Annotated in this window: 25 protein-coding genes; 4 read left to right on the top strand and 21 right to left on the bottom strand. The window is 53.9% G+C overall.

The window, feature by feature from the left end:
* Positions 1–20: 20 nt before the first annotated feature.
* The 7 genes from queA to VIN76_RS05710 form a co-directional block, all read right to left on the bottom strand.
* The gene (queA, locus tag VIN76_RS05740; protein ID WP_332040860.1) at positions 21–1,049 is read right to left on the bottom strand and encodes a tRNA preQ1(34) S-adenosylmethionine ribosyltransferase-isomerase QueA; all 1,029 of its coding nucleotides are present in this window, start codon (positions 1,047–1,049) and stop codon (positions 21–23) included.
* Positions 1,050–1,056: 7 nt separating this feature from the next.
* Positions 1,057–1,719, bottom strand: coding sequence for a peptidylprolyl isomerase (locus VIN76_RS05735; protein ID WP_332040859.1), 663 nt, complete (start codon positions 1,717–1,719; stop codon positions 1,057–1,059).
* Between the two features lie 135 nt (positions 1,720–1,854).
* Positions 1,855–2,358 (bottom strand): pantetheine-phosphate adenylyltransferase, encoded by a 504-nt coding sequence (coaD, locus tag VIN76_RS05730; RefSeq protein ID WP_332040858.1) that lies wholly within the window; start codon positions 2,356–2,358, stop codon positions 1,855–1,857.
* Positions 2,359–2,387: 29 nt separating this feature from the next.
* Positions 2,388–3,290, bottom strand: a complete 903-nt coding sequence (locus tag VIN76_RS05725; RefSeq protein ID WP_332040857.1) for a farnesyl diphosphate synthase — start codon at positions 3,288–3,290, stop codon at positions 2,388–2,390.
* A 2-nt stretch (positions 3,291–3,292) separates the two neighbouring features.
* A complete protein-coding gene (locus VIN76_RS05720; protein ID WP_332040856.1) occupies positions 3,293–3,553 on the bottom strand; it encodes an exodeoxyribonuclease VII small subunit in 261 nt (86 codons plus the stop codon).
* A gap of 117 nt (positions 3,554–3,670) precedes the next feature.
* Positions 3,671–3,850 carry a DUF1289 domain-containing protein gene (locus VIN76_RS05715; RefSeq protein WP_332040855.1) on the bottom strand — a complete coding sequence of 60 codons (180 nt, stop codon included), beginning with the start codon at positions 3,848–3,850 and terminating at the stop codon, positions 3,671–3,673.
* A gap of 28 nt (positions 3,851–3,878) precedes the next feature.
* Positions 3,879–4,478, bottom strand: coding sequence for a 2-hydroxychromene-2-carboxylate isomerase (locus tag VIN76_RS05710; protein ID WP_332040854.1), 600 nt, complete (start codon positions 4,476–4,478; stop codon positions 3,879–3,881).
* Between the two features lie 411 nt (positions 4,479–4,889).
* Between VIN76_RS05710 and purL the strand changes: the two genes are divergently transcribed.
* Entirely contained in the window at positions 4,890–7,100 is a 2,211-nt protein-coding gene (purL, locus tag VIN76_RS05705; protein WP_332040853.1) for a phosphoribosylformylglycinamidine synthase subunit PurL, read from the top strand.
* An 80-nt stretch (positions 7,101–7,180) separates the two neighbouring features.
* On the opposite strand, the gene VIN76_RS05700 is transcribed toward purL, so the two are convergent.
* A complete protein-coding gene (locus VIN76_RS05700; RefSeq protein ID WP_332040852.1) occupies positions 7,181–7,984 on the bottom strand; it encodes a Coq4 family protein in 804 nt (267 codons plus the stop codon).
* A gap of 151 nt (positions 7,985–8,135) precedes the next feature.
* Here VIN76_RS05700 and VIN76_RS05695 point away from each other — a divergent pair, with 151 nt between their 5' ends.
* The 3 genes from VIN76_RS05695 (at position 8,136) to bfr (ending at position 10,213) form a co-directional block, all read left to right on the top strand.
* Entirely contained in the window at positions 8,136–9,392 is a 1,257-nt protein-coding gene (locus tag VIN76_RS05695) for a DUF418 domain-containing protein (RefSeq protein WP_332040851.1), read from the top strand.
* A gap of 58 nt (positions 9,393–9,450) precedes the next feature.
* Positions 9,451–9,621, top strand: coding sequence for a (2Fe-2S)-binding protein (locus VIN76_RS05690; RefSeq protein ID WP_332040850.1), 171 nt, complete (start codon positions 9,451–9,453; stop codon positions 9,619–9,621).
* Positions 9,622–9,736: 115 nt separating this feature from the next.
* Complete coding sequence (gene bfr / locus VIN76_RS05685) at positions 9,737–10,213, top strand: bacterioferritin (RefSeq protein WP_332040849.1); 477 nt, start codon at positions 9,737–9,739, stop codon at positions 10,211–10,213.
* Positions 10,214–10,218: 5 nt separating this feature from the next.
* Here the strand turns inward: bfr and VIN76_RS05680 are convergent, their stop codons facing one another.
* The 13 genes from VIN76_RS05680 to VIN76_RS05620 all read right to left on the bottom strand — a co-directional run bounded on the left by VIN76_RS05680 (position 10,219) and on the right by VIN76_RS05620 (position 22,829).
* The gene (locus VIN76_RS05680) at positions 10,219–10,665 is read right to left on the bottom strand and encodes an Hpt domain-containing protein (RefSeq protein WP_332040848.1); all 447 of its coding nucleotides are present in this window, start codon (positions 10,663–10,665) and stop codon (positions 10,219–10,221) included.
* 137 nt (positions 10,666–10,802) lie between these two features.
* Positions 10,803–12,197, bottom strand: coding sequence for a ribosome biogenesis GTPase Der (gene der / locus VIN76_RS05675; protein WP_332040847.1), 1,395 nt, complete (start codon positions 12,195–12,197; stop codon positions 10,803–10,805).
* 28 nt (positions 12,198–12,225) lie between these two features.
* Entirely contained in the window at positions 12,226–13,569 is a 1,344-nt protein-coding gene (locus VIN76_RS05670; RefSeq protein ID WP_332040846.1) for a PQQ-like beta-propeller repeat protein, read from the bottom strand.
* The gene (locus VIN76_RS05665) at positions 13,569–14,387 is read right to left on the bottom strand and encodes a tetratricopeptide repeat protein (RefSeq protein ID WP_332040845.1); all 819 of its coding nucleotides are present in this window, start codon (positions 14,385–14,387) and stop codon (positions 13,569–13,571) included. The genes VIN76_RS05670 and VIN76_RS05665 overlap by 1 nt, the downstream gene beginning before the upstream one ends.
* Positions 14,388–14,497: 110 nt before the next feature.
* On the bottom strand, positions 14,498–15,370 hold the full coding sequence (gene panB, locus VIN76_RS05660) for a 3-methyl-2-oxobutanoate hydroxymethyltransferase (RefSeq protein ID WP_332040844.1): 873 nt from the start codon (positions 15,368–15,370) through the stop codon (positions 14,498–14,500).
* A gap of 105 nt (positions 15,371–15,475) precedes the next feature.
* Positions 15,476–16,510: a glycerophosphodiester phosphodiesterase gene (locus VIN76_RS05655; protein WP_332040900.1), complete on the bottom strand. Its 1,035-nt coding sequence runs from the start codon at positions 16,508–16,510 to the stop codon at positions 15,476–15,478.
* An 81-nt stretch (positions 16,511–16,591) separates the two neighbouring features.
* Positions 16,592–16,960 carry an ArsC family reductase gene (locus VIN76_RS05650; protein WP_332040843.1) on the bottom strand — a complete coding sequence of 123 codons (369 nt, stop codon included), beginning with the start codon at positions 16,958–16,960 and terminating at the stop codon, positions 16,592–16,594.
* Between the two features lie 160 nt (positions 16,961–17,120).
* Positions 17,121–17,528, bottom strand: a complete 408-nt coding sequence (locus VIN76_RS05645; RefSeq protein ID WP_332040842.1) for a GNAT family acetyltransferase — start codon at positions 17,526–17,528, stop codon at positions 17,121–17,123.
* On the bottom strand, positions 17,528–18,535 hold the full coding sequence (locus tag VIN76_RS05640; RefSeq protein ID WP_332040841.1) for an NAD(P)-dependent alcohol dehydrogenase: 1,008 nt from the start codon (positions 18,533–18,535) through the stop codon (positions 17,528–17,530). The genes VIN76_RS05645 and VIN76_RS05640 overlap by 1 nt, the downstream gene beginning before the upstream one ends.
* A 113-nt stretch (positions 18,536–18,648) precedes the next feature.
* Positions 18,649–19,206 (bottom strand): hypothetical protein, encoded by a 558-nt coding sequence (locus VIN76_RS05635; RefSeq protein WP_332040840.1) that lies wholly within the window; start codon positions 19,204–19,206, stop codon positions 18,649–18,651.
* Position 19,207: 1 nt separating this feature from the next.
* The gene (locus VIN76_RS05630; protein WP_332040839.1) at positions 19,208–19,597 is read right to left on the bottom strand and encodes a hypothetical protein; all 390 of its coding nucleotides are present in this window, start codon (positions 19,595–19,597) and stop codon (positions 19,208–19,210) included.
* Positions 19,598–19,637: 40 nt separating this feature from the next.
* Positions 19,638–21,197 (bottom strand): glutamine-hydrolyzing GMP synthase, encoded by a 1,560-nt coding sequence (gene guaA, locus VIN76_RS05625; protein WP_332040838.1) that lies wholly within the window; start codon positions 21,195–21,197, stop codon positions 19,638–19,640.
* A 60-nt stretch (positions 21,198–21,257) separates the two neighbouring features.
* Entirely contained in the window at positions 21,258–22,829 is a 1,572-nt protein-coding gene (locus tag VIN76_RS05620; RefSeq protein WP_332040837.1) for a class I adenylate-forming enzyme family protein, read from the bottom strand.
* Positions 22,830–22,866: the final 37 nt, after the last annotated feature.

Genomic DNA, 22,866 nt, shown 5'->3' with positions numbered 1-22,866 from the left:
CAAAGATCAAAAGAGGGTTTTCAGGGCAATAGCAGGCTGGAATCACCATAGCTATAAAACCGATATCCCTCGGCAATCGCATGGGCATAGGCGCTCTGCATCACGTCGAGCCCCATCAGCGCACTGACCAGCATGAACAAAGTCGATTTGGGCAAATGGAAATTGGTCATCAATCCGTCAACGGCGCGAAATTGGTAGCCGGGAGTGATGAATATGTCCGTATCACCTTCAAACGGCTGGATGATCCTGTCTTCCCCGGTCGCGCTTTCGAGAAGGCGAAGGCTGGTCGTCCCGACAGCAATCACCCGGCCGCCATTTTGCCGCGCCTGATTCAAACGCTCCGCCACCGCAGGCTCTATCCTGCCCCATTCGCTGTGCATCTGGTGGTCATCGGTTTCATCTACCTTTACCGGTAGAAAAGTCCCTGCCCCCACATGCAGGGTCAATATTTCCTGACCAACCCCGGCATCGCCCAGCGCGGCCATCAACTTATCGGTAAAATGCAGTGCGGCTGTCGGCGCGGCGACGGCGCCCTTTTCCCGCGCGAACATCGTCTGGTAATCTTGCGCATCCCGCTCGTCTATTTCGCGCTTGCTTGCGATATAGGGGGGAAGCGGCATGGTGCCTGCGCGGGCGAGCAAGACCTCAACCGGTTCATCACCAAGGAAGTGGAGCAGGAAACTGCCATCGGCATATTTTTCTTCGGCACGCGCCCGAACATCTTCGCCAAAATCGACGACATCATCAATTTTCAGCCGTTTGGCGTTGCGGATAAATGCCTGCCAGCGGCGCAGATCGACTCGCTTGTGCAAGGTCGCGCCAATTTTCGCTTCACCGCGCCGCCCTTCCAACTGGGCGGGTATCACCTTGGTGTCGTTGAACACCAATATATCTTTGCTCGACAAAAGCTGCGGCAAATCACCGACGCTATGATCGGAAAGCTGTCCTGCTCCGGATACGCTCAGCAGCCGCGCACTGTCCCTTGGCACAGCGGGGCGTAGGGCAATGTTCTCCGGCGGCAGCGCAAAGTCAAAAAGATCTACGCGCACAAAAAACCTATGGTTCGATCGGCGCGTTCAGATCGTCCACCGAGATTTCTTTTTCAGCTGCTTCCGGCACAGGAGCAAAAGAGCCCGCTGGCGGCGGGGCTTTGCCGTCCGCTGCAATAGAGGCTTGTAAAATCCGGCTTGGAATCGCGGGCGGTTCGCCGCGGTTTATAGCATCGACATATTCCATGCCCGCTGTAACCCGGCCAAAAGCGGTATAGTTTTTATCCAGGGAAAAGCGCGGATAGAAAACGATGAAAAACTGGCTGTTTGCGCTATCTTCTTCCGCTGCACGGGCCATAGAAACAACACCGCGCATATGCGGGAACGCGTTAAACTCGGCCTTCAGGTCCGGCAATTCCGATCCCCCCGTTCCTGTGCCGGTAGGATCGCCCGTTTGCGCCATGAAGCCGTCAATAACGCGGTGGAAAATCACCCCGTCATAAAAACCCTGGCGTGTCAGCGTCTTGATACGCTCGACATGGTTGGGGGCCATCGCAGGATAAAGCTGTATCGTGACACGGCCGCCGGTTGAAAGATCCAGATGGAGTATATTCTCTTCGGCAGGAACCGATGCCGGAGCCGGTTCGACTAGCGGGCTTTGTTCCTGCGCCGCTGCACCGGTGGTAATCATGGCGAACGCGAAGAAAGAAACAATCAATTTGCTTAGCATGTTTAACTACTCACCTGTTCTTTGGTCATAGGGTGGTAACCATGGCTTTGCCCGATTACAATATTGTGGCCTATTGGACGAGTTTTGCTTTCGCTGCAATGAACTGCTTGCCCGGTCACCGATATTGCGCCGGGATTATTGCTCACCCTTCAAACCGGTTTCTGCGACCCGCTTGTTCACTTCTTCGCAGACTTTTGGCGAAACAAACTTATGAATCTCACCGCCATAAACCGCGATTTCCTTCACCAGTCGAGAGGCAATGGGCTGCAACGAAACATCGGCCATCAGGAACACCGTTTCAATCTGGCTATTCAGTTGCTGGTTCATTCCAGCCATTTGATATTCATATTCAAAGTCGGCCACAGCCCGCAATCCGCGGACGATAACGCTCGCGCCCTGTTTCTGGGCAAATTTCATCAGCAGTGCGTTAAAGGCAACGACCTCCACCGCATCGCCCATATCGGCGGTTTCGCGGCGCACCATGTTTAATCGTTCTTCCAGGGAAAACATAGGCGATTTGGAAGGATTGGTCGTGACACCGATAACCAGCTTGTCCACTAACCGCGTTCCGCGCTTTATGATGTCCATATGTCCCAGCGTGATGGGGTCAAAGGTTCCTGGATAAACGCCAACTCTCATAATATTCTCTCTCCCATTCCAGACCGTGACTAATGGTTACGCTGGACCGTATATTCCGCGATGGCCCGTAGCAGATCTGCTTCCGCTCCATAAGCCTTCAAATGCGATTTTGCCTGATTGACCAGAATTTGCGCCTGTTCCCTCGCACGCTCCAGCCCCATCAGGGTCAAAAATGTCTGTTTTCCAGCCGCCTTATCCTTTTGCAGCGCTTTTCCGGCCAGATCTTCATTCCCTTCGACATCCAGAATGTCGTCGGCAATCTGGAATGCGAGGCCAAGATCATGGGCATAGCCGCGAAGGCCCTTTCGCCCTTCATTCGGAACCCGGCCCAAAATTGCGCCAATCTCAACACTGGCTCTTATCAACGCGCCGGTTTTAAGCTGCTGTAACCGGGATACGGTCGGCAAATCAAATGACGTTGTTTCCGCAACAATATCCATCATCTGACCGCCAACCATGCCCGAAGCGCCTGCAGCCTTGGCCAGACAAGCGACCATTTCGGCCCGGACAAACGGATCTGCATGCGTGCCCTCGTCCGACAGCAATTCAAAAGCCAGCGTTTGCAGCGCGTCACCGGCAAGCACCGCTTGAGCCTCGCCAAATGCCTTGTGCGCGGTCGGTTTGCCGCGCCTTGTGTCATCGTCATCCATGCACGGCAGGTCATCGTGGATCAGCGAATAAACGTGCATCGCTTCGACTGCCGCCGCCGCACGCAAGCTGCAGCTTTCGTCGACATTGAACAATCGCGCCGTCGTTAACACCAATAAAGGCCGCAATCTTTTACCGCCGCCAATGGCAGCGTGACGCATCGTTTTATAAAGCTCTGCGCGCGCGTCGTCCGGCACGGCCAGTAACAGATCAAACTGCTTGTCAATGGCACCCGCAACACGGACCATTTCCTGTTGCAGATCCAGATTATGGATGGTGGCCATCTTTATTCCGCGTCAAAGGCAGTAGTGCCCTGAGCATTACCATCGCGGCCTAGCGTGATTTTCTCGATTTTTGCTTGCGCGTCTTCCAGGCGTTTCTGGCACAATCCGCGCAGTTTTTCGCCCTGTTCATAGAGCGCGATTGACTGGTCCAGCGGCACATCGCCGCTTTCCAGCTTTCTGACAATTTCTTCCAGCCGCCGAAGTGCGTCTTCAAAGTTCAGATTGGCGGTGTCGCCTGCTTCATTTTGGATCGTATCGCTCATAGCAATTCCAATGACGGGGCTTTGGCCTTGGGTCAAGGCCTCGGAAGCGGAAATCTGATCAGTATTGGCAAGGTGAAAAGACCCAATGTGGCTTTTTGCCAGCCGGTTCAGGGCAGATCAGCTTTTCGGCTCTGCTGCCAGTGCCTTCATTCTTGCCGGAAGCAAAGCCATGATCTCTTTGCGCCGGTCCGTGCCCATGGCCCCCCATTTCGCAATTTCATCCAGCGTACGGCCACAGCCGGCACAAAAGCCGCTGTTTCGATCTATCGTACAGATACTATTGCAGGGGGATTCCATAGGTTTCTACTCGTAACAAAGGTCAACTTTAAGCGGAAAGCTCTTCCTCAATCTGACCGAGCCGTTCTTTGCCAAAGAACATCTCGCCATCAATATATATGGTTGGCACACCAAAAGCGCCGCGACCGATTTGTGCCTCCACATTGTCTAACAGCGTCTGTTTCACAACGGGATCCTGTGCTTTGGTGAACAGTTCCTGTGCATCAAAACCACCCTCTTCAATAGCTTTGCTAACCGCTTCGTTATCCGTAACATCCAGTGCCTCTTCCCATATAACAGGCAGCATCGCCTCGATCAGCGCGATGCGCCTCTCCGGCTCAAGCGCAACCAGCATCCGCTGCAAGGTGACACTGTTAAACGGAAAATGCGGGTTCATCTGCCATTTGGTCAGGCCATGCTTGGCGATAAAGCGCTTCATCTCCAGCATCGCATAGGCGTTCTTGCCCTTGACTTCGGCATCACGAATGAACGGCGGGGCATTTCCCGTCAGCTTTAGTATCCCGCCCAGTAATACAGGTATCACCTCGATAGTCGCGCCATGCTTTTCTGCCACTGCTTTTAGCGGATACCAGATCAGATAGGCATTCGGGCTTACAAAATCGAAAACAAGTTCAATGGTCTTACCCATATGTCATATCCTTATCGGTTCAGTAAAAATTATGTCAGTCTATTCTGGGTCTATTCTGTAATGCAATGAAATTGCTACTATATTATCGATCCGGGCCATATATCCATTACACATATCCATGCCGGGCGCGGCTGCTTGTGCAGCATGGCCTGTTTTTTTTGAATATGACGTCCAAACTTCACTAACTTCACACCAAGGAACCACTATTTTCCGCCGATTTCTGTTTTTTGGGCAGGATTTTCCAACATTTGATCTGCGGGTGAATATTCGTGCTGAGAAAGAGCCGGGCCATGCGTATCATGGGTGCCGCACTGTAGGACAGCTTTTTAATATAGGCCGATTTACAATAATGCAGGGCAAAACTGATAATTCACACTAGGCGGAATCGGAGCGGCTCGCTAAAGGGTTCCCATGACACAGACATCCTCTCGCACCGCTGAAAAAATCACCCCTGAAATTGTCGCCGAACATGGCCTCAACGAAGAAGAATATCAGCGCATCCTGAACGCCCTTGGCCGGGAACCGAATATCACCGAACTGGGTATATTCTCGGTCATGTGGTCGGAACATTGCTCTTATAAATCCAGCCGCCTGCATCTGAAAAAGCTGCCAACAACCGGCCCGCAGGTTATTTGCGGCCCCGGTGAGAATGCTGGCGTGATCGACATTGGCGACGGACAAGCCGCGATTTTCAAGATGGAGAGCCACAACCACCCGTCCTATATCGAACCTTATCAGGGGGCTGCGACCGGGGTCGGCGGCATTTTGCGCGACGTGTTCACGATGGGCGCGCGGCCGGTGGCGAATCTTAACGCCTTGCGCTTTGGCCGCCCAGAGCATCCCAAGATGAAACATCTTGTCAAAGGCGTTGTTGCTGGCATTGGCGGCTATGGCAACTGCGTCGGCGTTCCCACTGTCGGCGGAGAGACGAACTTTCACCCCGCCTATGACGGCAATATCATTGTCAACGCGATGACCGTGGGCGTCGCGGATGCGGACAAGATTTTCTATTCCGCCGCCAGCGGTGTCGGCAACCCGATTGTCTATGTCGGGTCCAAAACCGGCCGCGACGGCATCCACGGCGCAACGATGGCCAGCGCCGAGTTTGACGACGACAGCGATGAAAAGCGCCCCACCGTTCAGGTTGGCGATCCGTTTACCGAAAAACTGTTGATCGAGGCGTGCCTTGAACTGATGGCCAGCGATGCGATTGTCGCGATTCAGGACATGGGCGCGGCGGGCCTCACCAGCTCCAGCGTCGAAATGGCGACCAATGGCGAAGTTGGCATCATCCTCGACATGGACAAGGTTCCGTGCCGCGAGACGGGCATGACCGCTTATGAAATGATGCTGTCCGAAAGCCAGGAACGCATGTTGATGGTCCTGAAACCGGGCCGTGAGGAAATGGCCGAGGCGATCTTTACCAAGTGGGAACTGGACTTTGCCGTTATCGGTGAAGTGACGGACACCCGCCGCATGGTGCTGACCCACAAGGGCGAGACGGTTTGCGATATTCCGCTGGGACCGCTTGCCGACGATGCGCCGCTTTATGACCGGCCGCACCTGACCCAGGAAGAATATAAAGCGCATGTCGCGATCAAGCCGCTGGACAATATTCCGGCGAGCAGTGATCTGGGCGCGGATTTGCTGAAAATGATGGCAAGCCCTGCCCTTGCCTCCCGCCGCTGGATCTGGGAGCAATATGACAGCCAGGTCGGCGCGAACACCGCTCAGCGCTCTGGCGGAGACGCCGCTGTTGTACGCGTTCACGGCACCAATAAAGGACTGGCGATCACCACCGATTGCACGCCGCGCTATTGCAAGGCCGACCCGGTCGAAGGCGGCAAACAGGCGATTGCCGAATCCTATCGCAACCTGACCGCGGTTGGCGCAAAACCGCTGGCGACCACCGATTGCATGAACTTCGGCAACCCGCAAAAACCGCATATCATGGCGCAATTTGTCGGCTGTATCGAAGGCATGGCAGAAGCCTGCACGGCGCTCGACATGCCCATCGTGTCCGGTAACGTCAGCCTGTATAATGAAACCACCGGCGCGGATGGCGTGAGCCATGCGATCTTGCCAACCCCCGCCATTGGCGCGGTAGGCTTGCTCGACGATCTCGACAAGATGATGACCATCGGCTTCAAGGAAGAAGGCGAAGCGATCTTTGTCATTGGCCAGAATAACGGGCATCTGGGCCAATCAACATGGCTGCGCGAGATTCATGGCCTTGAAGACGGAAACGCCCCTGAGGTTAATCTTGATCTGGAAAAAACACATGGCGATTTCGTGCGCCAGCTGATCCGCGACGGCAAAGTCACTGCTGTTCACGATATTTCGGACGGCGGCTTGCTGGTCGCGATTGCGGAGATGGCCTTGGCCGGAAATATCGGCGCGTCACTCGAAGAACTGGGCGACCATATGACAGCCTTTGGCGAAGACCAGGCGCGCTATGTCGTGACCAGTAAGAATGCCGACCAGATTCAGGCCGCGGGCATCCCCATGTGGCGCATTGGAACGACGGGCGGCGATAAACTGGATATTCAGGGCCGTGCGGTAGCGATCAGCGACCTGCGCGAAGCCAGCGACAGCTTCTTCCGCGACTGGATGGAGTCCTGAGCCACTTCAGGTAATAAACCACTTCGTCATTTCCGCGCAGGCGGGAATGACGGTGTTGGGTTTGCGGTAGTCTGGTTAGATCAGGCAGGCTGGCCGAGCAGATTATAGGGGTCGATCCCCTGTGCCACATAGGTCTGATGCGCCTGCTGATAATATACGGGCTTGCCGATATTCAGAAATGCGCGTGCTTCGTCTATGGGCATGGCGAGTAATTTCTCGATATCGTAATACGCCAGCCTTTTCGCTGCCTTACCCAATTTCTGCCCTTCGCGGACCGCGCGCAGAACCGGCGCAGCCGACGGCGCCTGTTTCTTCACTTCCAGCGCCCCGGCATAAGCGATGAACAGAACGCCCAGATTGGGGTTCTGACTATAGGTGAAGGCCAGAACGCATTGTTCGCCCAGCGCATCACGGCCATAGCCGGTCAGGACGTGGAGCAGGTCATGTGTATCCCGCATCCGGTTTCCGAACCATTCGATCACGTCATTGCGCTTTTTATGATCCGAGCCAAAGCGTTCATACTCGGCTATCAGCCCGGCAGCGGTCAGACCTTCTTTTTCCATGAAACGGACATAGGCCTGTCCCAGACTGTCTGAGGGAAGCTCACGCAATTTGTCATGATTATCCAGCATCTCCGCCAGATTGACATTACGCTCCATCAACTCTTGAGCATGCGGGCTTTTCAAAAATTCTTTGGTGTTGCGGAGCAGGGATTTGCCCGACAGCGCTTCGATGATGTAGAAGACTTCGGCTGTATCTTCCTTATCAGCGATCAGGTTGCGGAAATGGCGAAAAGCCTTGATCGGCCGGAATCTGGGCGCTTTGAAATTTTTATTCTGGAGAGGCATGGCTGCCGGAGCTGTTATAGGGGGTATAGTCGCCATTAAAGAATCACTTTAACTGTTACTGATGGTTCTGCATAGCTATTATTAACACTTATGTCAATAATAGCTATTTTCTTTCCTGAATATCCGCCAGTGCCTATGCATAGGGGAAAGACTCCCCTGCCCTATAGCGCCCGATGAGCATCATTGAATGACCACGACACAATCCCGCCATATCACGCTTGATGCCCTGCGCGGATTTGCGGTCATGGGAATATTATGGGTCAATGTCGTAGCCTTTGGCTTGCCGGAAATGGCTTTTGCCAGCCCGGCCATCGGCACGGTCGGCAGCCCGTCGGATATCGCGGCATGGGCCGTGTCATTCATCTTCTTTGACGGAAAAATGCGGGCGATTTTTTCGCTATTGTTCGGGGCCAGCATGATGCTGATTATCGAACGCGCAGAGATCACCGGGGATCGGCCCGCGCTGGTCCACTATGCACGCTTGTTCTGGCTGGCGATATTCGGCCTGCTCCACTTTTACCTGTTGTGGTGGGGGGATATATTATTTCTCTATGCCGTGTCGGGCGCGGTCATCTATCTCTTTCGCGGCTGGTCGGGCGAGGCATTGGTCAAAGCCGGTGTCATCGCTTATCTGAGCGCATCCGTGCTGATGATAATCGGTTCGGCGGGGATGCTATCCTTGCAAAACGCAGCGGCGCAGCCGGGCGCGGCACCCGATATAGTGGCCAGATACACGATGATGATCCGCGACCTTGGTATCTCTCCCCAAAGCCTTGCCGAAGAAACGGCTACATACCGGGGGTCGTTTATCGAGATCCTGACGGACAAGCTGACCAACCAGCTATCGTTACCCTTTCGCGGCCTGTGGCTTGCTCCTTACGAGACTATTCCGCTGATGATGCTGGGCATGGGGCTGTATAAATCCGGGTTCCTCACCGGCCATGCCGACCGGCAGATCTATGTCCAGATCGGCATCTGGGGAACATTGATCGGCGCCCTGTGCTTCGCCGCGATGACCTGGCTGGCAGTGGATCAGGGGTTCGAGATCGTGTTGATGATGAATATTACGCAGGGGTGGAGCACCCTGCCCCGTCTGGTAATGACAATGGGTTATGTCGCCTTGCTCATCCTGTTAATCCAGCGCTTTAGAACGCACCCGCTGATCCAGAGAGTTGCGGCGGCGGGGCGCGCGGCGTTTTCCAATTATCTTGGCAGCACTATCTTCATGACCTTTATTTTCTATGGGTGGGGCCTTGGCTTATTCGGCACAATCGGGCGGGCCGGGATGATATTATTGGTGCTGGTTTCATGGGCCATCATGCTGTTCTGGTCAAAGCCGTGGCTGATTCGTTTCCGTTACGGGCCGCTGGAATGGCTGTGGCGTTCCTTGGCGCGGGGAAAGTGGCAGGCGATGCTAGTTGATAAGAAATCTCAATCACTGTGATTTTTTGATATTGCGATCTATTCGCAATAGATATATACGAGTCGCAGGAGGAACACATATGGTAGTTTGTGTTTGCAACGCGATTAAAGAAAAAGACCTGCGAGCCGCGGTTCGTGACGGATGTGAGAAACCGTCTCAGGTCTATGCCCAGCTGGGACGCAAACCAAAATGTGGCCAGTGCCTGTCTTTCGCGCGAACCATTATCGAAAGCGAAGTTGCGACCGCTTAGTATTATCGTTAAAAACTCATTGAAATAACTAGGTTTTTCCAGGCAAGCCCTTTCCTGCAGGGCTTTGTTCGTGTATAACCACAGGCATCTTGTTCCCCATAAAAAGGATTGTCCCATGAAGGGTGATGCCAAAGTTATCGATTTTTTGAATGAAGCGCTGAAAAACGAACTCACCGCGATCAATCAATATTTTCTCCACTACAAGATGCTCGACAATTGGGGTGTCAGCAAACTCGCCAAATTTGAATATGAAGAATCAATTGACGAGATGAAGCATGCCGACAAGCTGGCCGAGCGGATTTTGTTCCTCGACGGTTTGCCCAATTTCCAGTTGCTCGGCCGGATCAAAATCGGCGAGACTGTCGAAGAAATCCTGAAAGCCGATCTGGAACTGGAGCATGAAGCGTTACCCATGCTGAAAGACGCTATCGAATATTGCGAAAAAATCCGCGACTATGTGTCCCGTGATTTGCTTGCTGACATTCTTCAAAGCGAAGAGGATCATGTCGATACGCTGGAAAAACAATTTGATATGATTGAGCGCATGGGTATCGAAAATTATATCCAGCTTCAGTCGGAATCAGCCGAATAAACGACTTAACCGTTACCGAAATGACCGCCCAATAGGGTTGCGCGGCGCTTGATCTGTGTGGGCTGCCCCACGGATTGACGCCGCACAACCGGGCTGGAATCATGTTCCAGTATCGGCAGGGTTTCCTCAAACAATGTCCGTAATCCAGCCACCTGCGCCACGAGCTCATCGGGTGTCTGTTGATGTTCCACACATTTGCGCGCCGTCATCTCGATCTGTTCCGCCAAAGCGGCCAGCCGCATGGCACCAAATTGCAGGGATTCGCCTTTTAATTTATGGGCCGGCATAATCATCGCGGCAGCATCATTCGCCCGCATAGCCGTTTCGATAGCGCATACCGACTGCGTTCCATCCTCGCGGAAATAACCCAAAATACGGACCAAATCCGCCCCTAATGCAGACCGTGTTTCACCAAAGACTGCCTGGTCAACCAGATCAGGATTATATTGCATCGGAATGGACAGCCGCTGGGTGAATTTTCATAGCCCGCAGAATATAACGAAAACTGTAAAGGCTTGGTTACCCTGCCCTAAAATATTTGGGCCGCGAATCCTGCGTTCTGATGACCGTAATAAAGGCGTCCCTGACTTCAGGAGGCCTTGTCATAATAGGGATTTTTCGGCGAACGTATGATCAGCCTTACCGGCACCCCGCCAAAACCAAGTTCACGGCGGATACCGTTAATCAGGTAGCGATGATAGCTTTCGGGCAGGTCATCGACACGGGTTCCGAATATCACAAAGGATGGCGGTCTGGTCTTGGCCTGCGTAATATAACGCAGCTTGATCCGCTTGCCGCCCGGTGCCGGTGGTGGATTTGCTTCAATCGCATCTTCAAACCAGCGGTTCAGCTTGCCGGTAGCAACGCGCTGTGACCATATCCGCCGCGTCTTGAACGCCGCGCGCATCAACTGCTCTATCCCCTTGCCGGTGAAGGCAGAAACCGTGATCAAAGGCACATCACGCACCTGTGCCAAGCCATCGTCCAGCGCGGCACGAATGCCGTTGAACAGTCCGCTTGGCCCTTCCGCCACATCCCATTTGTTAATCGCGATAATCAGGCAGCGGCCCTCTTGAATGACTTTATCGGCAATCCTCAGATCCTGGGCCTCAAGTCCCTTGGTCGCGTCGAGCAGAAGCACCACGACCTCGGCAAAATCGACCGCCCGCTTGGCATCGGCAACGGACATTTTTTCCAGCTTGTCGTCCACTTTGGACCGCTTACGCATACCGGCCGTGTCGATCAGCCGCACCTTGCGGTCCGGGCTGATACCATCCAGCTTGTCTTCCTCGCTCAGCGCATCATCATGCCAAACCCATTCGACCGCGATGCTGTCACGGGTAATCCCGGCTTCCGGACCGGTAATCAGGCGGTCCTCGTTCAGCATCTTGTTTATCAGCGTGGATTTGCCCGCATTGGGCCGCCCGACAATCGCCAGTTTCAGCGGTGCGCTTTCATCCTGCGGCTCATCCTGAGCTTCCGCTTCAAAAGCCTCCACATAGGGGCGGATCGCCTGAAACAGGTCCGCGATACCGTCACCATGCTCCGCACTGATCGGAATAGGCTCACCAAAGCCAAGCGCATAGCTTTCATATATGCCGGACTCCGCAGACCTGCCTTCTGCCTTGTTGACCAGCAATATCACAGGCGTTTTGGACCCCCGCAACCAGCGGGCGATTTCTTCATCAAGCGGTGTCAGGCCAGCGCGGCCATCAATGACAAACAAAGCCACTTCGGCTCCGGAAACAGCCATTTCCGTCTGCTTCCGCATCCGTCCGGGAAGGCTTTTGGCGTCTTCTTCTTCATAGCCGGCTGTATCGATAATGTTGAACTTAAGCCCCAACAGATCAGCCGGACCTTCCCGCCGGTCGCGCGTAACGCCGGGGCGGTCATCGACCAGGGCAAGCTTTTTGCCAACCAGCCGATTGAAAAGCGTGGACTTACCAACATTCGGGCGCCCGATAATTGCAATATTGGGCAGCATGTGGCTGTTCCCGTTCCTTATCTATGACTTATCGGAACGCAGAAATGCGACCGCTATCGTCCAGTATATAGAGCATACCGTCTGCCACGATCGGCGGCAGGGATACGCCTTCTTTCAAATCAATCAGGGTCGTGCTGTTTCCTTCTTCCAACGAAATGGAAACAACCTCACCCGTAGTGCTAGCGGCGATCAGGCGATTGCCTGCCAAGACCGGGCCGGTCCAGCTAATGGGGTTCTTTTTCTTTTTCTCGTTTTCGAAAGTGGCCAACTGGCTGATCCACCGCACTTTACCAGACGGACGTGCAATACAAAGCAGCTTCGAATCATCGGTCAGCACAAATACCCATTCCCCGGAAACAACAGGGGTGGAAATACCGGCAATGTTAAGCTCCCAGAGGCGCTGTCCTGTAACCAGCTCATAGGCCGCCATCCGGCCACCTTTCCCCAGCGAGAAGACACGGCCGCGGTCAATAACCGGGTCCGCATCAATATCTGACAAGGTAGCAACAGAAACCGAGATACTGGTCCGCGCCAGTGCGTCGCTCCACAAATTGCGGCCATTTTCATAACGATAGGCCGTCAGTTCGCCGGACGAATAGCCCGCGATTACCGTACCCTGCGCCGCCGATGGAGCCGCTACCCCAAAGATACCGGCCAGACCGACTGTGCCCGCCTCGTTCCACTGTACGGAACCATCAGCCTGACTGAGCGCGTAAATCTGGTTGTCCTGCGTCATCACATAGACATTGCCGTTGGAAAGCGTTGGCGAACCGCGCATCGGGCCAGCCGGACGTACTTTCCACAATTGGCTGCCATCGGCCGCATTCAAGGCTACAACATCGCCAACACCAGTGGTGGCATAAAGCTTTGTTCCGTCAACGCTGACACCGCCGCCAAACCGCGAGGAGCTGGCATCATCCTGCACTCCAATTTTCACGGACCAGATTTTGGCACCGGTTTTTGCATCAAAAGCATGAACCTCTGCCTGAGTATCAATCACATAAAGGCGTCCATCTGCGACGACAGGCGCAGCAGCCAGCCGGGCGCGCTTGGTCGTGCCGCTAATATCCGCTGTCCACACACGGGTCGATGCAGAGCCCAGTGCCAGATGGCCCATGGACTTGCTGGCATTGCCGCCCGGCTGCGCCCAATCCGCATTTGCGCGCGGCGCGGGAACGATAACCGAAATACCGGCCAGCGCCGGATCAACTTCTGCACCGGTTTCCGCACCAAGGATGCTCGTACGCTCACCCAATGTCGGAGTGCTTTTTTTATCGTCTTTACCGCCCAGAATAGCGCAACCGGACATGAGGGAAACAGCCAGTAATCCAGCGCCAATCTTTGCAACACGTTTGTTTTTAGCCGAAATCATTAGTTTGCTTCTCCCTCACTCGCCGCTGTATCTGCTTCTTCCGCCGCGGGATTATTTTCTTCGTCCAGATCGGATTCGACAGCATCAATCCCCTGAATTCCGGCCATCTGCAAAGCACGTGACCGGATCGTAGGCGGAACGCCATCATCCTTTGCAAGCTGCGCAAACAAAGGTCCCGCCAGGTCCGCTTTCTCCATATTCAGATATGACAGCGCAACCATTTCTCCGGCGCTGCCAAACCACGGATTGCCAGGAACAGCCAGCGGTTTCAGCCGGTCAATAATTTCCTGGGGCTTCAATGTATCAAATTCAGCGGTGGTTTGCCGGACAAGCGCCAGATCGCGAAAAGGTTGCGGCAAGGATTTATCCGCCACAATCGTTTTATATCCGGCAATGGCAGCTTTCAGGTCCTGCTTTTCCAGCGCGATATTGGCCTGCATCATTCTGGCCGAAGCCCGATAGCCTATCTGATCCGCATTTTCGAGCTGTTTCAACGCACTTGCAGCGCCGTCCAGATTATTGCGCTTCATGCTGTCGATTGCGGCAACATATTCCTCGCTTCGCACTCCGGATTCTTCTTGCAGGTTGTTATTATAGAATATCCAGCCGGCAAGCGCCGCCAGAGCGACAACAAGGCCCAGACCGATCCAGATACCATAGCGATAGCCGAAGTTCTTGAGATCATCCTCACGAACAGCGGCATCGACCTCCTGCATGAACACTTGTTCTGAGCGATCCCCCTGTGGTTCCGGTGCTTTTTTATCGTCTTTGGCCAACTGGGCTTCCTTCAATATTGCAACTTGCTGGGGAACATTCATTCAATTCCCGAAAATACATCGCGTGTCTTTACCGATGATGTATGAAATGTCCAAGTATATCGTCCATTTCCAGATGCTGAACAACGGATGGTGATTACAGGCTGTCGGGATCAATCTTTGGGTTGATAAAGCTGGTCAGGCCCCGGAAAACTCCGGCTGCGGACTTCATGGGCATAGTCGGCCGCGGCTTGTTCGATATTTTCGGAAATATTATGATAGCGCTTCACGAAACGCGCCGTGCGATCAAACATGCCAAGCATATCATCCACCACCAATACCTGGCCATCGCACTTGGCAGAAGCGCCGATTCCAATGGTAACCGCCCCTACTTTTTCGGTGGCCTCTATCGCAATCGGTTCCAGAACACCTTCCAGCACAATCGCAAACGCCCCTGCCTGATCGAGAGCGACCGCATCGCCGACAATCTTTTTCGCCTCGGCATCACTGCGCCCGCGGGCAGCATAGCCGCCAAGCACATTGATAGCCTGAGGCGTCAAACCGACATGGCCGACCACCGGAATACCGCGATCAACCAGAAAACGGACGGTCTCCGCCATCACTTCGCCACCCTCCAGCTTTACAGCCGCAGCGCCGGTTTCCTTCAGGATGCGGGCTGCGTTTTCATAGGCTTGTTGCGGAGATGCTTCGTAAGAACCGAACGGCATGTCGATAACCACGACGCTGTGATAGCTGCCCCGCACAACCGCCGCGCCGTGATTGCACATCATTTCCACAGTCACCGGGATTGTGGACGGCAAGCCATAAATCACCTGGGCAAGGGAATCACCAACGAGCAGCATATCGCAGTGCGCGTCCAGCAACTGCGCCATCCGCGCGGTATAGGCTGTCAGCATCACCACGGGCTCTGCCGTCACGCCATCGACCTTGCGGCGCTGGATTTTGGGGACCGAGAGCCGCTTCATCGGCTGCGGCGTCGGGTTGGCACGGCTTGTTGACGTATCGAGTGTGTAAGTCGTGGACATAGATATTCTAATAGCCTCCATGTAACATTAAAACCAGACTAACATGAAATCACCATTTTCCAGACGCAAAATCAAATATTTATTGGCTGGAGCAAACTCGCCGCTTCATTGCCTGGCTGCGGAAACGGCTTCGCGCGGATTATCGCTGAAAAAACCGTCAATTCCCGTCGCCAGAAAGGCCTCTATCTCCGCCTTCATATCTCCCACGGTAGAGTCTGAACCATCGCTTTGAAAATCCTTTGGCAGAAAGGCATTTTCCGCCCGGAATGTCCAGGGATGCACCACCAGTCCCGCCCGATGCGCCGCAGCGACCAAGCCGGTTGGCTCGCCCAGATAGCCTAGGAGCGAGCGCGCGATGACCAGATCCTTGGCCGGTCCGATGCCATCTGCATAGCTTGCGATTTCTGCCAGCCCGTCCGCTGTCAGCATATCCGCATAGTCAAGGTCCGGCATGTCCGCTGGCCCGCCGCGTTCGGAAACAAGCTGCACCAGCCGGATATCGGTTATCTTGTCGATCGCGCGCAAATTGCCGACTTCGAATGACTGGATAAACACCGGATCGTCAGCGCCGCTAAACCCATATTTTCCAAGCAGTTCCAGCATCGGTTTTTCATGTGGCAGACCGATTGACGCGAAATAGGAGGGGTGCTTGGTTTCGGGATACACGCCCACGCGCTTACCAGTCTTTTCCTCATGCGCCTTGATGAGTTGCAACACTTCTTCAAAGGTCGGAATCTCAAACTGCCCGTCATGGCCGGTATTCGCCGCCCGCAACTCCGGCAGCCGTTCTTTGGCGCGCAGGGTTTTTAACTCGGCAAGCGTGAAATCCTCGGTAAACCAGCCGCTATAGTCGGTCCCGTCAATGGACTTGGTCGTTTTGCGGTCCGCAAATTCCGGCTTGTCGGCGACATTTGTCGTCTCGCTGATCTCATTCTCATGGCGAGCGACCAGAACGCCATCTTTTGTCAGCACCAGATCGGGTTCGATAAAATCAGCGCCCAGATCAATCCCCCGCTGATAGGCTTCCAGCGTATGTTCGATAACATTACCGCTCGCGCCGCGGTGCGCGATCACGATGGGCGGTTCTCCGGTCAATGTCGGCATCGGCTTTACTGGTCCATCATTAGCGCGGGATTGCATGTTGCAGGCGGTTGTTCCCGTCACAAGAAACAGGATCAGGAAAAACCGCTGCATCACATCCCTTCCCTAGCCGCCCGCTATCTATCCGTTACGCGCGGTAAGCCCGGCCGCTTCATAATCTGCGGCCTTGAACCCGACGACCAGTTCATCCCCATGCTCCAGCACAGGGCGTTTAATCATGCTCGGATTTTCCTGCATCAGCATGATCGCGGTATCTTCGCTGACATTTTCCTTCACCATATCCGGCAGTTTTTTGAAAGTCGTACCGCGCTTGTTTAACAAAGGCTCCCAGCCAACCTGCATCACCCACTCTTCCAGCTTGTCCTTGGTAATGCCGGATTTCTTATAGTCATGGAAAACGTAATTAATGCCGTTTTTCTCCATCCAGTTGCGCGCTTTCTTGATCGTGTCGCAATTGGAAATGCCATACATTTTCGTTTCGTTACTCATGAATCTGGTCCTGTTAATTGTCTGCACCGAGCATTTTTTCGCTCATAGATGCGGCTCTGCAACGGACTTAGCCCGCTTTATATTTTGCGCAAGAGGCAATCGATTCATGCTGATTGGAATTGGGTCCTTTTGCCCCCGTAAAACCAGGGTAATTTGGTTCTTAATCCAGTCTCTTGCCGATCGTGATGACAGGCTGCACTTCATAGCCTATCGCCTCGTAGAATTCGATAGCCTGTCGATTATCATCGCGTACCATCAACTGGATTTTCGGTGCATCGCGTTCCCGGAGCCATTTTTCTGCGGCTTCCATCATCATCCGCCCCAATCCTTGTCGGCGGCTTTCCGGCAAAATGCCGAGATAATAGACCCATCCGCGATGACCATCATCCCCCACCATGACCGTTCCGCTCAACTTTCCTTCCTGTTCAAAGCACAGGATCTCAGAGGCTGTTCCACCGACGGCGCGCCTGAAATCAGCAGTGGCATCATTCCACGGACGCGTAAGGCCGCAAACTTGCCAAATCGCCACAACTGCACCGCAATCAGCCTGGGTAGCGAAGCGTATCATCAGATATCCACAATGATCTTTCCGAAATGCGCGCCCGATTCCTGATGCCGGAATGCATCGGCCAAATCAGAGAGCGGGAAATGCTTGTCGAGAACCGGTTTGATACCATTGACCTCAATGGCCGCGATCATGTCGAGTTGATGCGCGCGGCTGCCAACGGTCAGGCCCTGCACCCGCAGGTTTTTGCCCATTAGCAGTCCGGTCTGTACTGGTCCGGCAAAACCGGTCAGCACACCGATCAGCGCAATATGACCGCCAATGCGCGTGGCCATCATTGATTGGTCGAGTGTTCCGGGTCCGCCAATTTCAACGACGCAATCGACACCGGTCCCGCCGGTGAGTTCCAACACTTTCGGTCCCCAGGCTTCAACCTCTTTATAATTGATCAGATGGTCCGCGCCCAAATCCTTGAGCCGGGCCAGTTTTTCATCCGAAGATGATGTCGCAATGACCTTCGCCCCAGCCGCCTTGGCAAATTGCAGGGCAAATATCGACACGCCGCCAGTCCCCTGCACCAGCACGGTATCACCAGGCTTCACGCAGCCATCAACAAACAGCGCGCGCCAGGCGGTAAGGCCCGCGCAGGTCAGCGTCGCCGCCTCTGCTGCGCTATATCCCTTGGGCGCACGGGTCCAGAAAGACGTCTCTCCGACCGCCTGTTCACAGGCATAGCCGTCAATTCCGTCGCCGGGCACTCGCTGAAAGCCGCTCTCTGGTGGCCCGCCTTCAAGCCAGTCGGGGAAGAAGGTCGAGACAACCGTGTCTCCGACTTTAAATTCTGTCACGCCCTCACCAACCGCCGTCACTTCGCCCGCACCATCAGACATCGGAATACGATTCTCGGCTGTCGGAATCATGCCCGTGACCACGGCATAGTCATGATAGTTAAGCGACGATGCACGCAGCCGAACCGCAATTTCACCCGGACCGGGGGCCGCAGGATCGGGGAGATCAACAAATGTAAGATTATCAAGCGATGCGGGCGCGTGAAGTTGGATGGCTTTCATGCTGGATCTCCGATTAATGATTTAGTACGCAATATTAGAGATCAAATATAGTATGATCTGTGTACTAAAACGCTGAACTGTCACTGGTACATATTCGTGCAGTCAAACCTTACTTACGTAACTTTCGAGATATATTTAACTAGATCGTCAAGTCCTTCTTGCAGCTCGTTAGAGTCAAATTTTGTGGCACGGTGAACGATTGAGTTTCTCATATTCAAAATTTCGTCCAATCGCCATCTTTCGTTTTTCGATATAACATTGTCCTTTACTAACTTTTCTAAAGTATCCCTTATAGATGGATTCAGGTCTAACTCATCAGCATTAAAAGCCATATTTTTGCTCGCTCGTTCAAAACTTTGCCAAGCATCGATAAAATTTCCCTCAGAAAAACTATCGCTGTGCTGCACCAGCGTAGAACTAACTAAATTTTGTTTCCGATAATACACCAGTAATGTTGATAACACAGCCAACAACAATCCAAAAAGAGACGATAACAGTGCTAATCCTTCAGAAGTTGAGAGATCAATATCCAGCCTGAGAAAGGTAAAAAATAATATGCCGCCAAAAAAGATTAATAACCCGGCGTAGCTATAAGCACGTAGAACTGTTTCAAGTCTGCTTGAGCGACCAAAAGTCTTGTTCTCATTCGTCGTTTTGGCATCTTTTTCCAAGCTAATCCCTCACATAAGCCATAGTTGTTGATAGTACAGCTAAGAGCAAACAACCGATAAAAAGGAGTACATGAATAATTTCTGTCATTTTTGCGACATCAAATAACAAACCAGTCGCTAAAACTGAAATCACAGAGACTATTCGCCAAACCGCCGAAATGCGTTTGGTACTTTTAAACAAAGAGCCTCGTGAGAAAAGCTTCTCAGCTTCTTTAACCATCGTGCTGGTAATTTCTGGGTTACCGGAGCCGCTGTTTTGGCCGGTTTCGATCCTTCCAATTTCAGCCAGTAGCTCTTTCTTGTGATCAGAAATAGAAGCAATAAAATCCAACTTTGCTTGCTCTGAAAACCCAACCAGCTCATGATCTTTTATTTCAACTAAATTAGGCATGTCATTCTGTTAGCACTATAAATTGGGAGTTAGCAATTCTTTACTCCCACTCAATAGTCCCCGGCGGTTTGCTGGTATAATCATAAACCACGCGGTTTATGCCCTTTACCTCGTTGACGATCCGGGTCGAAACGCGGGTCAGGAAGCCTGCGTCGAAGGGATAGACGTCAGCGGTCATGCCGTCGGTGCTGGTTACGGCGCGCAGGCCGCAAACGCTGTCATAGGTTCTTTGGTCGCCCATCACGCCGACTGTTTTGACAGGGAGCAGGACGGCAAAAGCCTGCCAGATCGCATCATATAATCCGGCATTTCTGATTTCTTCCAGATAGATAGCGTCGGCTTTGCGCAAGATGTCGCAGCGTTCCTTGGTCACCTCTCCGGGGATGCGAATCGCAAGGCCCGGACCGGGGAACGGATGGCGGCCAACGAATATTTCGGGCAGGCCAAGCTCGCGGCCAAGCTCGCGGACTTCATCCTTGAACAGTTCGCGCAAAGGCTCGACCAGCTTCATGTTCATGCGTTCGGGAAGACCGCCGACATTATGATGTGATTTGATCGTAACACTCGGCCCGCCGGTAAAGCTGACGCTTTCGATCACATCGGGATAGAGCGTGCCCTGTGCGAGGAAATCCGCGCCGCCAACCTTTTTCGCTTCAATTTCAAAGACATCGATGAAAGTCTTACCAATGAATTTGCGTTTCTTTTCCGGGTCCGTCTCGCCTTTCAGGCCGTTCAGGAACAATGTCTCGACATTCAGGTGCACCAGCGGGATATTATAATGCCCCTTGAACAGGCTCACTACCTGATCCGCCTCACCCATCCGCATCAATCCGTGATCGACAAAGACGCAGGTGAGCTGGTCGCCGATCGCTTCGTGGATCAGCACCGCTGCAACAGCGCTATCGACGCCGCCGGACAGGCCGCAAATGACTTTCCCGTCGCCAACCTGCTCGCGGATTTCCTTGATCTTGGCTTCTTTGAACTCTGCCATGGTCCAGTCGCCGGAACAGCCGCAGACGTGGCGCACGAAATTGGCAATCAAGCGACCGCCATCGGGTGTGTGCACAACTTCGGGATGGAATTGCATGCCGTAGAAGCGCTTTTCATCATCCGCGATAATCGCAAAGGGCGCGCCTTCGGTCGTTGCGACGATGCGAAAGCCGGGGGCAAATTCTGTTACCTTGTCGCCGTGGCTCATCCACACCTGGTGCTTCTCGCCGACTTTCCACAGGCCGTCGAACAGGACGCAGCTTTCCGAAATCTCGATAAAGGCACGGCCGAATTCGCCGCTCTCGCCGCCTTCCACCTGACCACCCAATTGCGTGGTCATAACCTGTTGGCCATAGCATATGCCAAGCACCGGAATGCCGGCATCCAGAAACGCCTGCGGGATGCGGGGGCTGCCCTCATCGGTGACGCTGGCGGGGCCGCCCGAAAGAATGATTCCCCTGGGCTTCAACCGCTCAAACGCCTCCTCGGCATTGTTGAACGGGGCGATCTCTGAATAGACCCCCGCTTCACGGACCCGCCGGGCGATAAGCTGCGTGACCTGAGAGCCAAAATCAACGATCAGGATGGTTTCTTCATGAGCTATAGACATGGCTATGCGCTTAATCTCGCGCGCGGAAAGAGTCTATAGCCTGCGTTGATGCGCGGGCGGTTATTTTGGATTTTGCGCCTCGGCCAGCTCCCGCAAGTCGGTTTTCAGGATCTTGCCAATATGGCTACGCGGCAGTTCATCGATCAGATGCAGCTCTGACAGGCGCTGTGTCTTGCCAAGCTGGGCATTGGTCGCCTCTCTCAGCGCTTCCAGATCAAGCGATGCGCCTGCCTCTGCCACAACAAAGCCGACGGGTGTCTCGCCCCATTGCCTTGACGCGATACCGACCACCGCAGCATCGGCAACATCGGGCTGGGCCATCAATGCTTCTTCCAGATCGCGAGGATAGATGTTGAAGCCGCCGGAAATAATCATATCCTTTGACCGGCCCATCAGGGTGATGAAGCCATCCTCGTCCACCTTGCCAATATCGCCCATGCGTTGCCAGCGATCACCATTTTCATCATACCAGCTCGCCTCCTCGGTTTTTTCCGGCTGGTTCTGATAACCGCTCATCATCGTTTGCGATCGCCCGACCAGCTCGCCTATTTCGCCGCGTGGCAAACGGTTCAGATCTTCATCCACGGTAATCACTTCACTGCCGCCCCAGGCAATGCCGACGGTGTGCAGCTTGTCCGGATGGGCATGGGCGAGCAATATGCAGACCACGCCGCCTTCGGTCATCGAATAAACCTCGATCAATCCGCCGGGCATGCGTTTTATGACTTCGGCCTTTAATTCGGCGGAAAATGGTGCGCTGGTGCAATATTTATGGGTGAGGCTGCTCAGGTCATAATCGTCAAAGCCTTCAAAATCCATCAACCGCTGATATTGCACGGGGACCAGCATGGTATGGGACACGCGGTTTTCCTGCGCCAGTTCCAGCCAGCGCTTGCAATCAAATTTCCGCATAAGGATGGCCGTCCCGCCATAAGCCATGGTGGGCAGGAAAACGGCAAGCGTCGTGTTGGAATAGAGCGGAGTGGACAAAAGCGACACCTTACCCGGCTTGCCATAGCCTGTGCTTTCGCCGACGGCTATTTGATACCAGCGCATCTGGCGGCTGTGGACAATCCCCTTTGGCGTGCCGGTCGTGCCGCTGGAATAGATGATGTTGAACGGGTCTTTGGGACCAGCGCCCATATCTTTCGGCATAGCACCTTCCGCAGCCATCCAGTCGTGCATCAACGGTGCATCGTCTTCTGCCACGTCCAGCATGACATGTTTGAGCGGCGGCAGGTCGATACCGCTGTCAAACAGCTCCGCCCGCTTCGCGCTATCGACAAACAAGTGCATCGCGCCGCTGTCGGCCATCATATTGGCAAGCTGTTTCGGCGTTGCCGAAGTTGTGAGCGGCGCCGCGCAGCCACCAGCCACGATCGCGGCAAGATAGGCAATGGCATAGCGAACCGTCGTTGTGCCGAGGATCGAAACCGCCTGCCCTTTTTTCAGTCCATCCGCCTGTAGCTGCGCCGCGACCCGGTTGACCAGATCGGCTGTCTGAGCCCATGTCAGCTTTTCCTCACTATCATCCAGAGCAATCCGATCCGGCTGGTTCTCGGCATGAGCGTTGATAAGCTCGGCCATTTGCCCGAAAGGCTGTTCCAGATAGGTGACAGGATTTAATGCCATATAATATTTCCCTGTTGCTAGAAGTGAGCGGAGTTAA

Origin of the sequence: Parasphingorhabdus sp., from assembly GCF_036568145.1 — a bacterium.
Lineage (GTDB): Bacteria > Pseudomonadota > Alphaproteobacteria > Sphingomonadales > Sphingomonadaceae > Parasphingorhabdus.
The sequence above is the reverse complement of the archived record's forward strand: the minus strand, read 5'-3'. Positions and strand labels throughout refer to the sequence as shown.

Coding starts and splice junctions, on each gene's coding strand:
- der (WP_332040847.1), bottom strand. CDS start 12,197: ATGCTGCCCAATATTGCAATTATCGGGCGCCCGAATGTTGGTAAGTCC.
- VIN76_RS05650 (WP_332040843.1), bottom strand. CDS start 16,960: ATGAGTAACGAAACGAAAATGTATGGCATTTCCAATTGCGACACGATC.
- VIN76_RS05720 (WP_332040856.1), bottom strand. CDS start 3,553: ATGAGCGATACGATCCAAAATGAAGCAGGCGACACCGCCAATCTGAAC.
- VIN76_RS05680 (WP_332040848.1), bottom strand. CDS start 10,665: ATGCAATATAATCCTGATCTGGTTGACCAGGCAGTCTTTGGTGAAACA.
- VIN76_RS05630 (WP_332040839.1), bottom strand. CDS start 19,597: ATGCCTAATTTAGTTGAAATAAAAGATCATGAGCTGGTTGGGTTTTCA.
- purL (WP_332040853.1), top strand. CDS start 4,890: ATGACACAGACATCCTCTCGCACCGCTGAAAAAATCACCCCTGAAATT.
- guaA (WP_332040838.1), bottom strand. CDS start 21,197: ATGTCTATAGCTCATGAAGAAACCATCCTGATCGTTGATTTTGGCTCT.
- VIN76_RS05690 (WP_332040850.1), top strand. CDS start 9,451: ATGGTAGTTTGTGTTTGCAACGCGATTAAAGAAAAAGACCTGCGAGCC.
- VIN76_RS05670 (WP_332040846.1), bottom strand. CDS start 13,569: ATGATTTCGGCTAAAAACAAACGTGTTGCAAAGATTGGCGCTGGATTA.
- VIN76_RS05655 (WP_332040900.1), bottom strand. CDS start 16,510: ATGCAATCCCGCGCTAATGATGGACCAGTAAAGCCGATGCCGACATTG.
- VIN76_RS05735 (WP_332040859.1), bottom strand. CDS start 1,719: ATGCTAAGCAAATTGATTGTTTCTTTCTTCGCGTTCGCCATGATTACC.
- coaD (WP_332040858.1), bottom strand. CDS start 2,358: ATGAGAGTTGGCGTTTATCCAGGAACCTTTGACCCCATCACGCTGGGA.
- VIN76_RS05620 (WP_332040837.1), bottom strand. CDS start 22,829: ATGGCATTAAATCCTGTCACCTATCTGGAACAGCCTTTCGGGCAAATG.
- panB (WP_332040844.1), bottom strand. CDS start 15,370: ATGTCCACGACTTACACACTCGATACGTCAACAAGCCGTGCCAACCCG.
- bfr (WP_332040849.1), top strand. CDS start 9,737: ATGAAGGGTGATGCCAAAGTTATCGATTTTTTGAATGAAGCGCTGAAA.
- VIN76_RS05640 (WP_332040841.1), bottom strand. CDS start 18,535: ATGAAAGCCATCCAACTTCACGCGCCCGCATCGCTTGATAATCTTACA.
- VIN76_RS05665 (WP_332040845.1), bottom strand. CDS start 14,387: ATGAATGTTCCCCAGCAAGTTGCAATATTGAAGGAAGCCCAGTTGGCC.
- VIN76_RS05695 (WP_332040851.1), top strand. CDS start 8,136: ATGACCACGACACAATCCCGCCATATCACGCTTGATGCCCTGCGCGGA.
- VIN76_RS05700 (WP_332040852.1), bottom strand. CDS start 7,984: ATGGCGACTATACCCCCTATAACAGCTCCGGCAGCCATGCCTCTCCAG.
- VIN76_RS05645 (WP_332040842.1), bottom strand. CDS start 17,528: ATGATACGCTTCGCTACCCAGGCTGATTGCGGTGCAGTTGTGGCGATT.
- VIN76_RS05715 (WP_332040855.1), bottom strand. CDS start 3,850: ATGGAATCCCCCTGCAATAGTATCTGTACGATAGATCGAAACAGCGGC.
- VIN76_RS05725 (WP_332040857.1), bottom strand. CDS start 3,290: ATGGCCACCATCCATAATCTGGATCTGCAACAGGAAATGGTCCGTGTT.
- VIN76_RS05710 (WP_332040854.1), bottom strand. CDS start 4,478: ATGGGTAAGACCATTGAACTTGTTTTCGATTTTGTAAGCCCGAATGCC.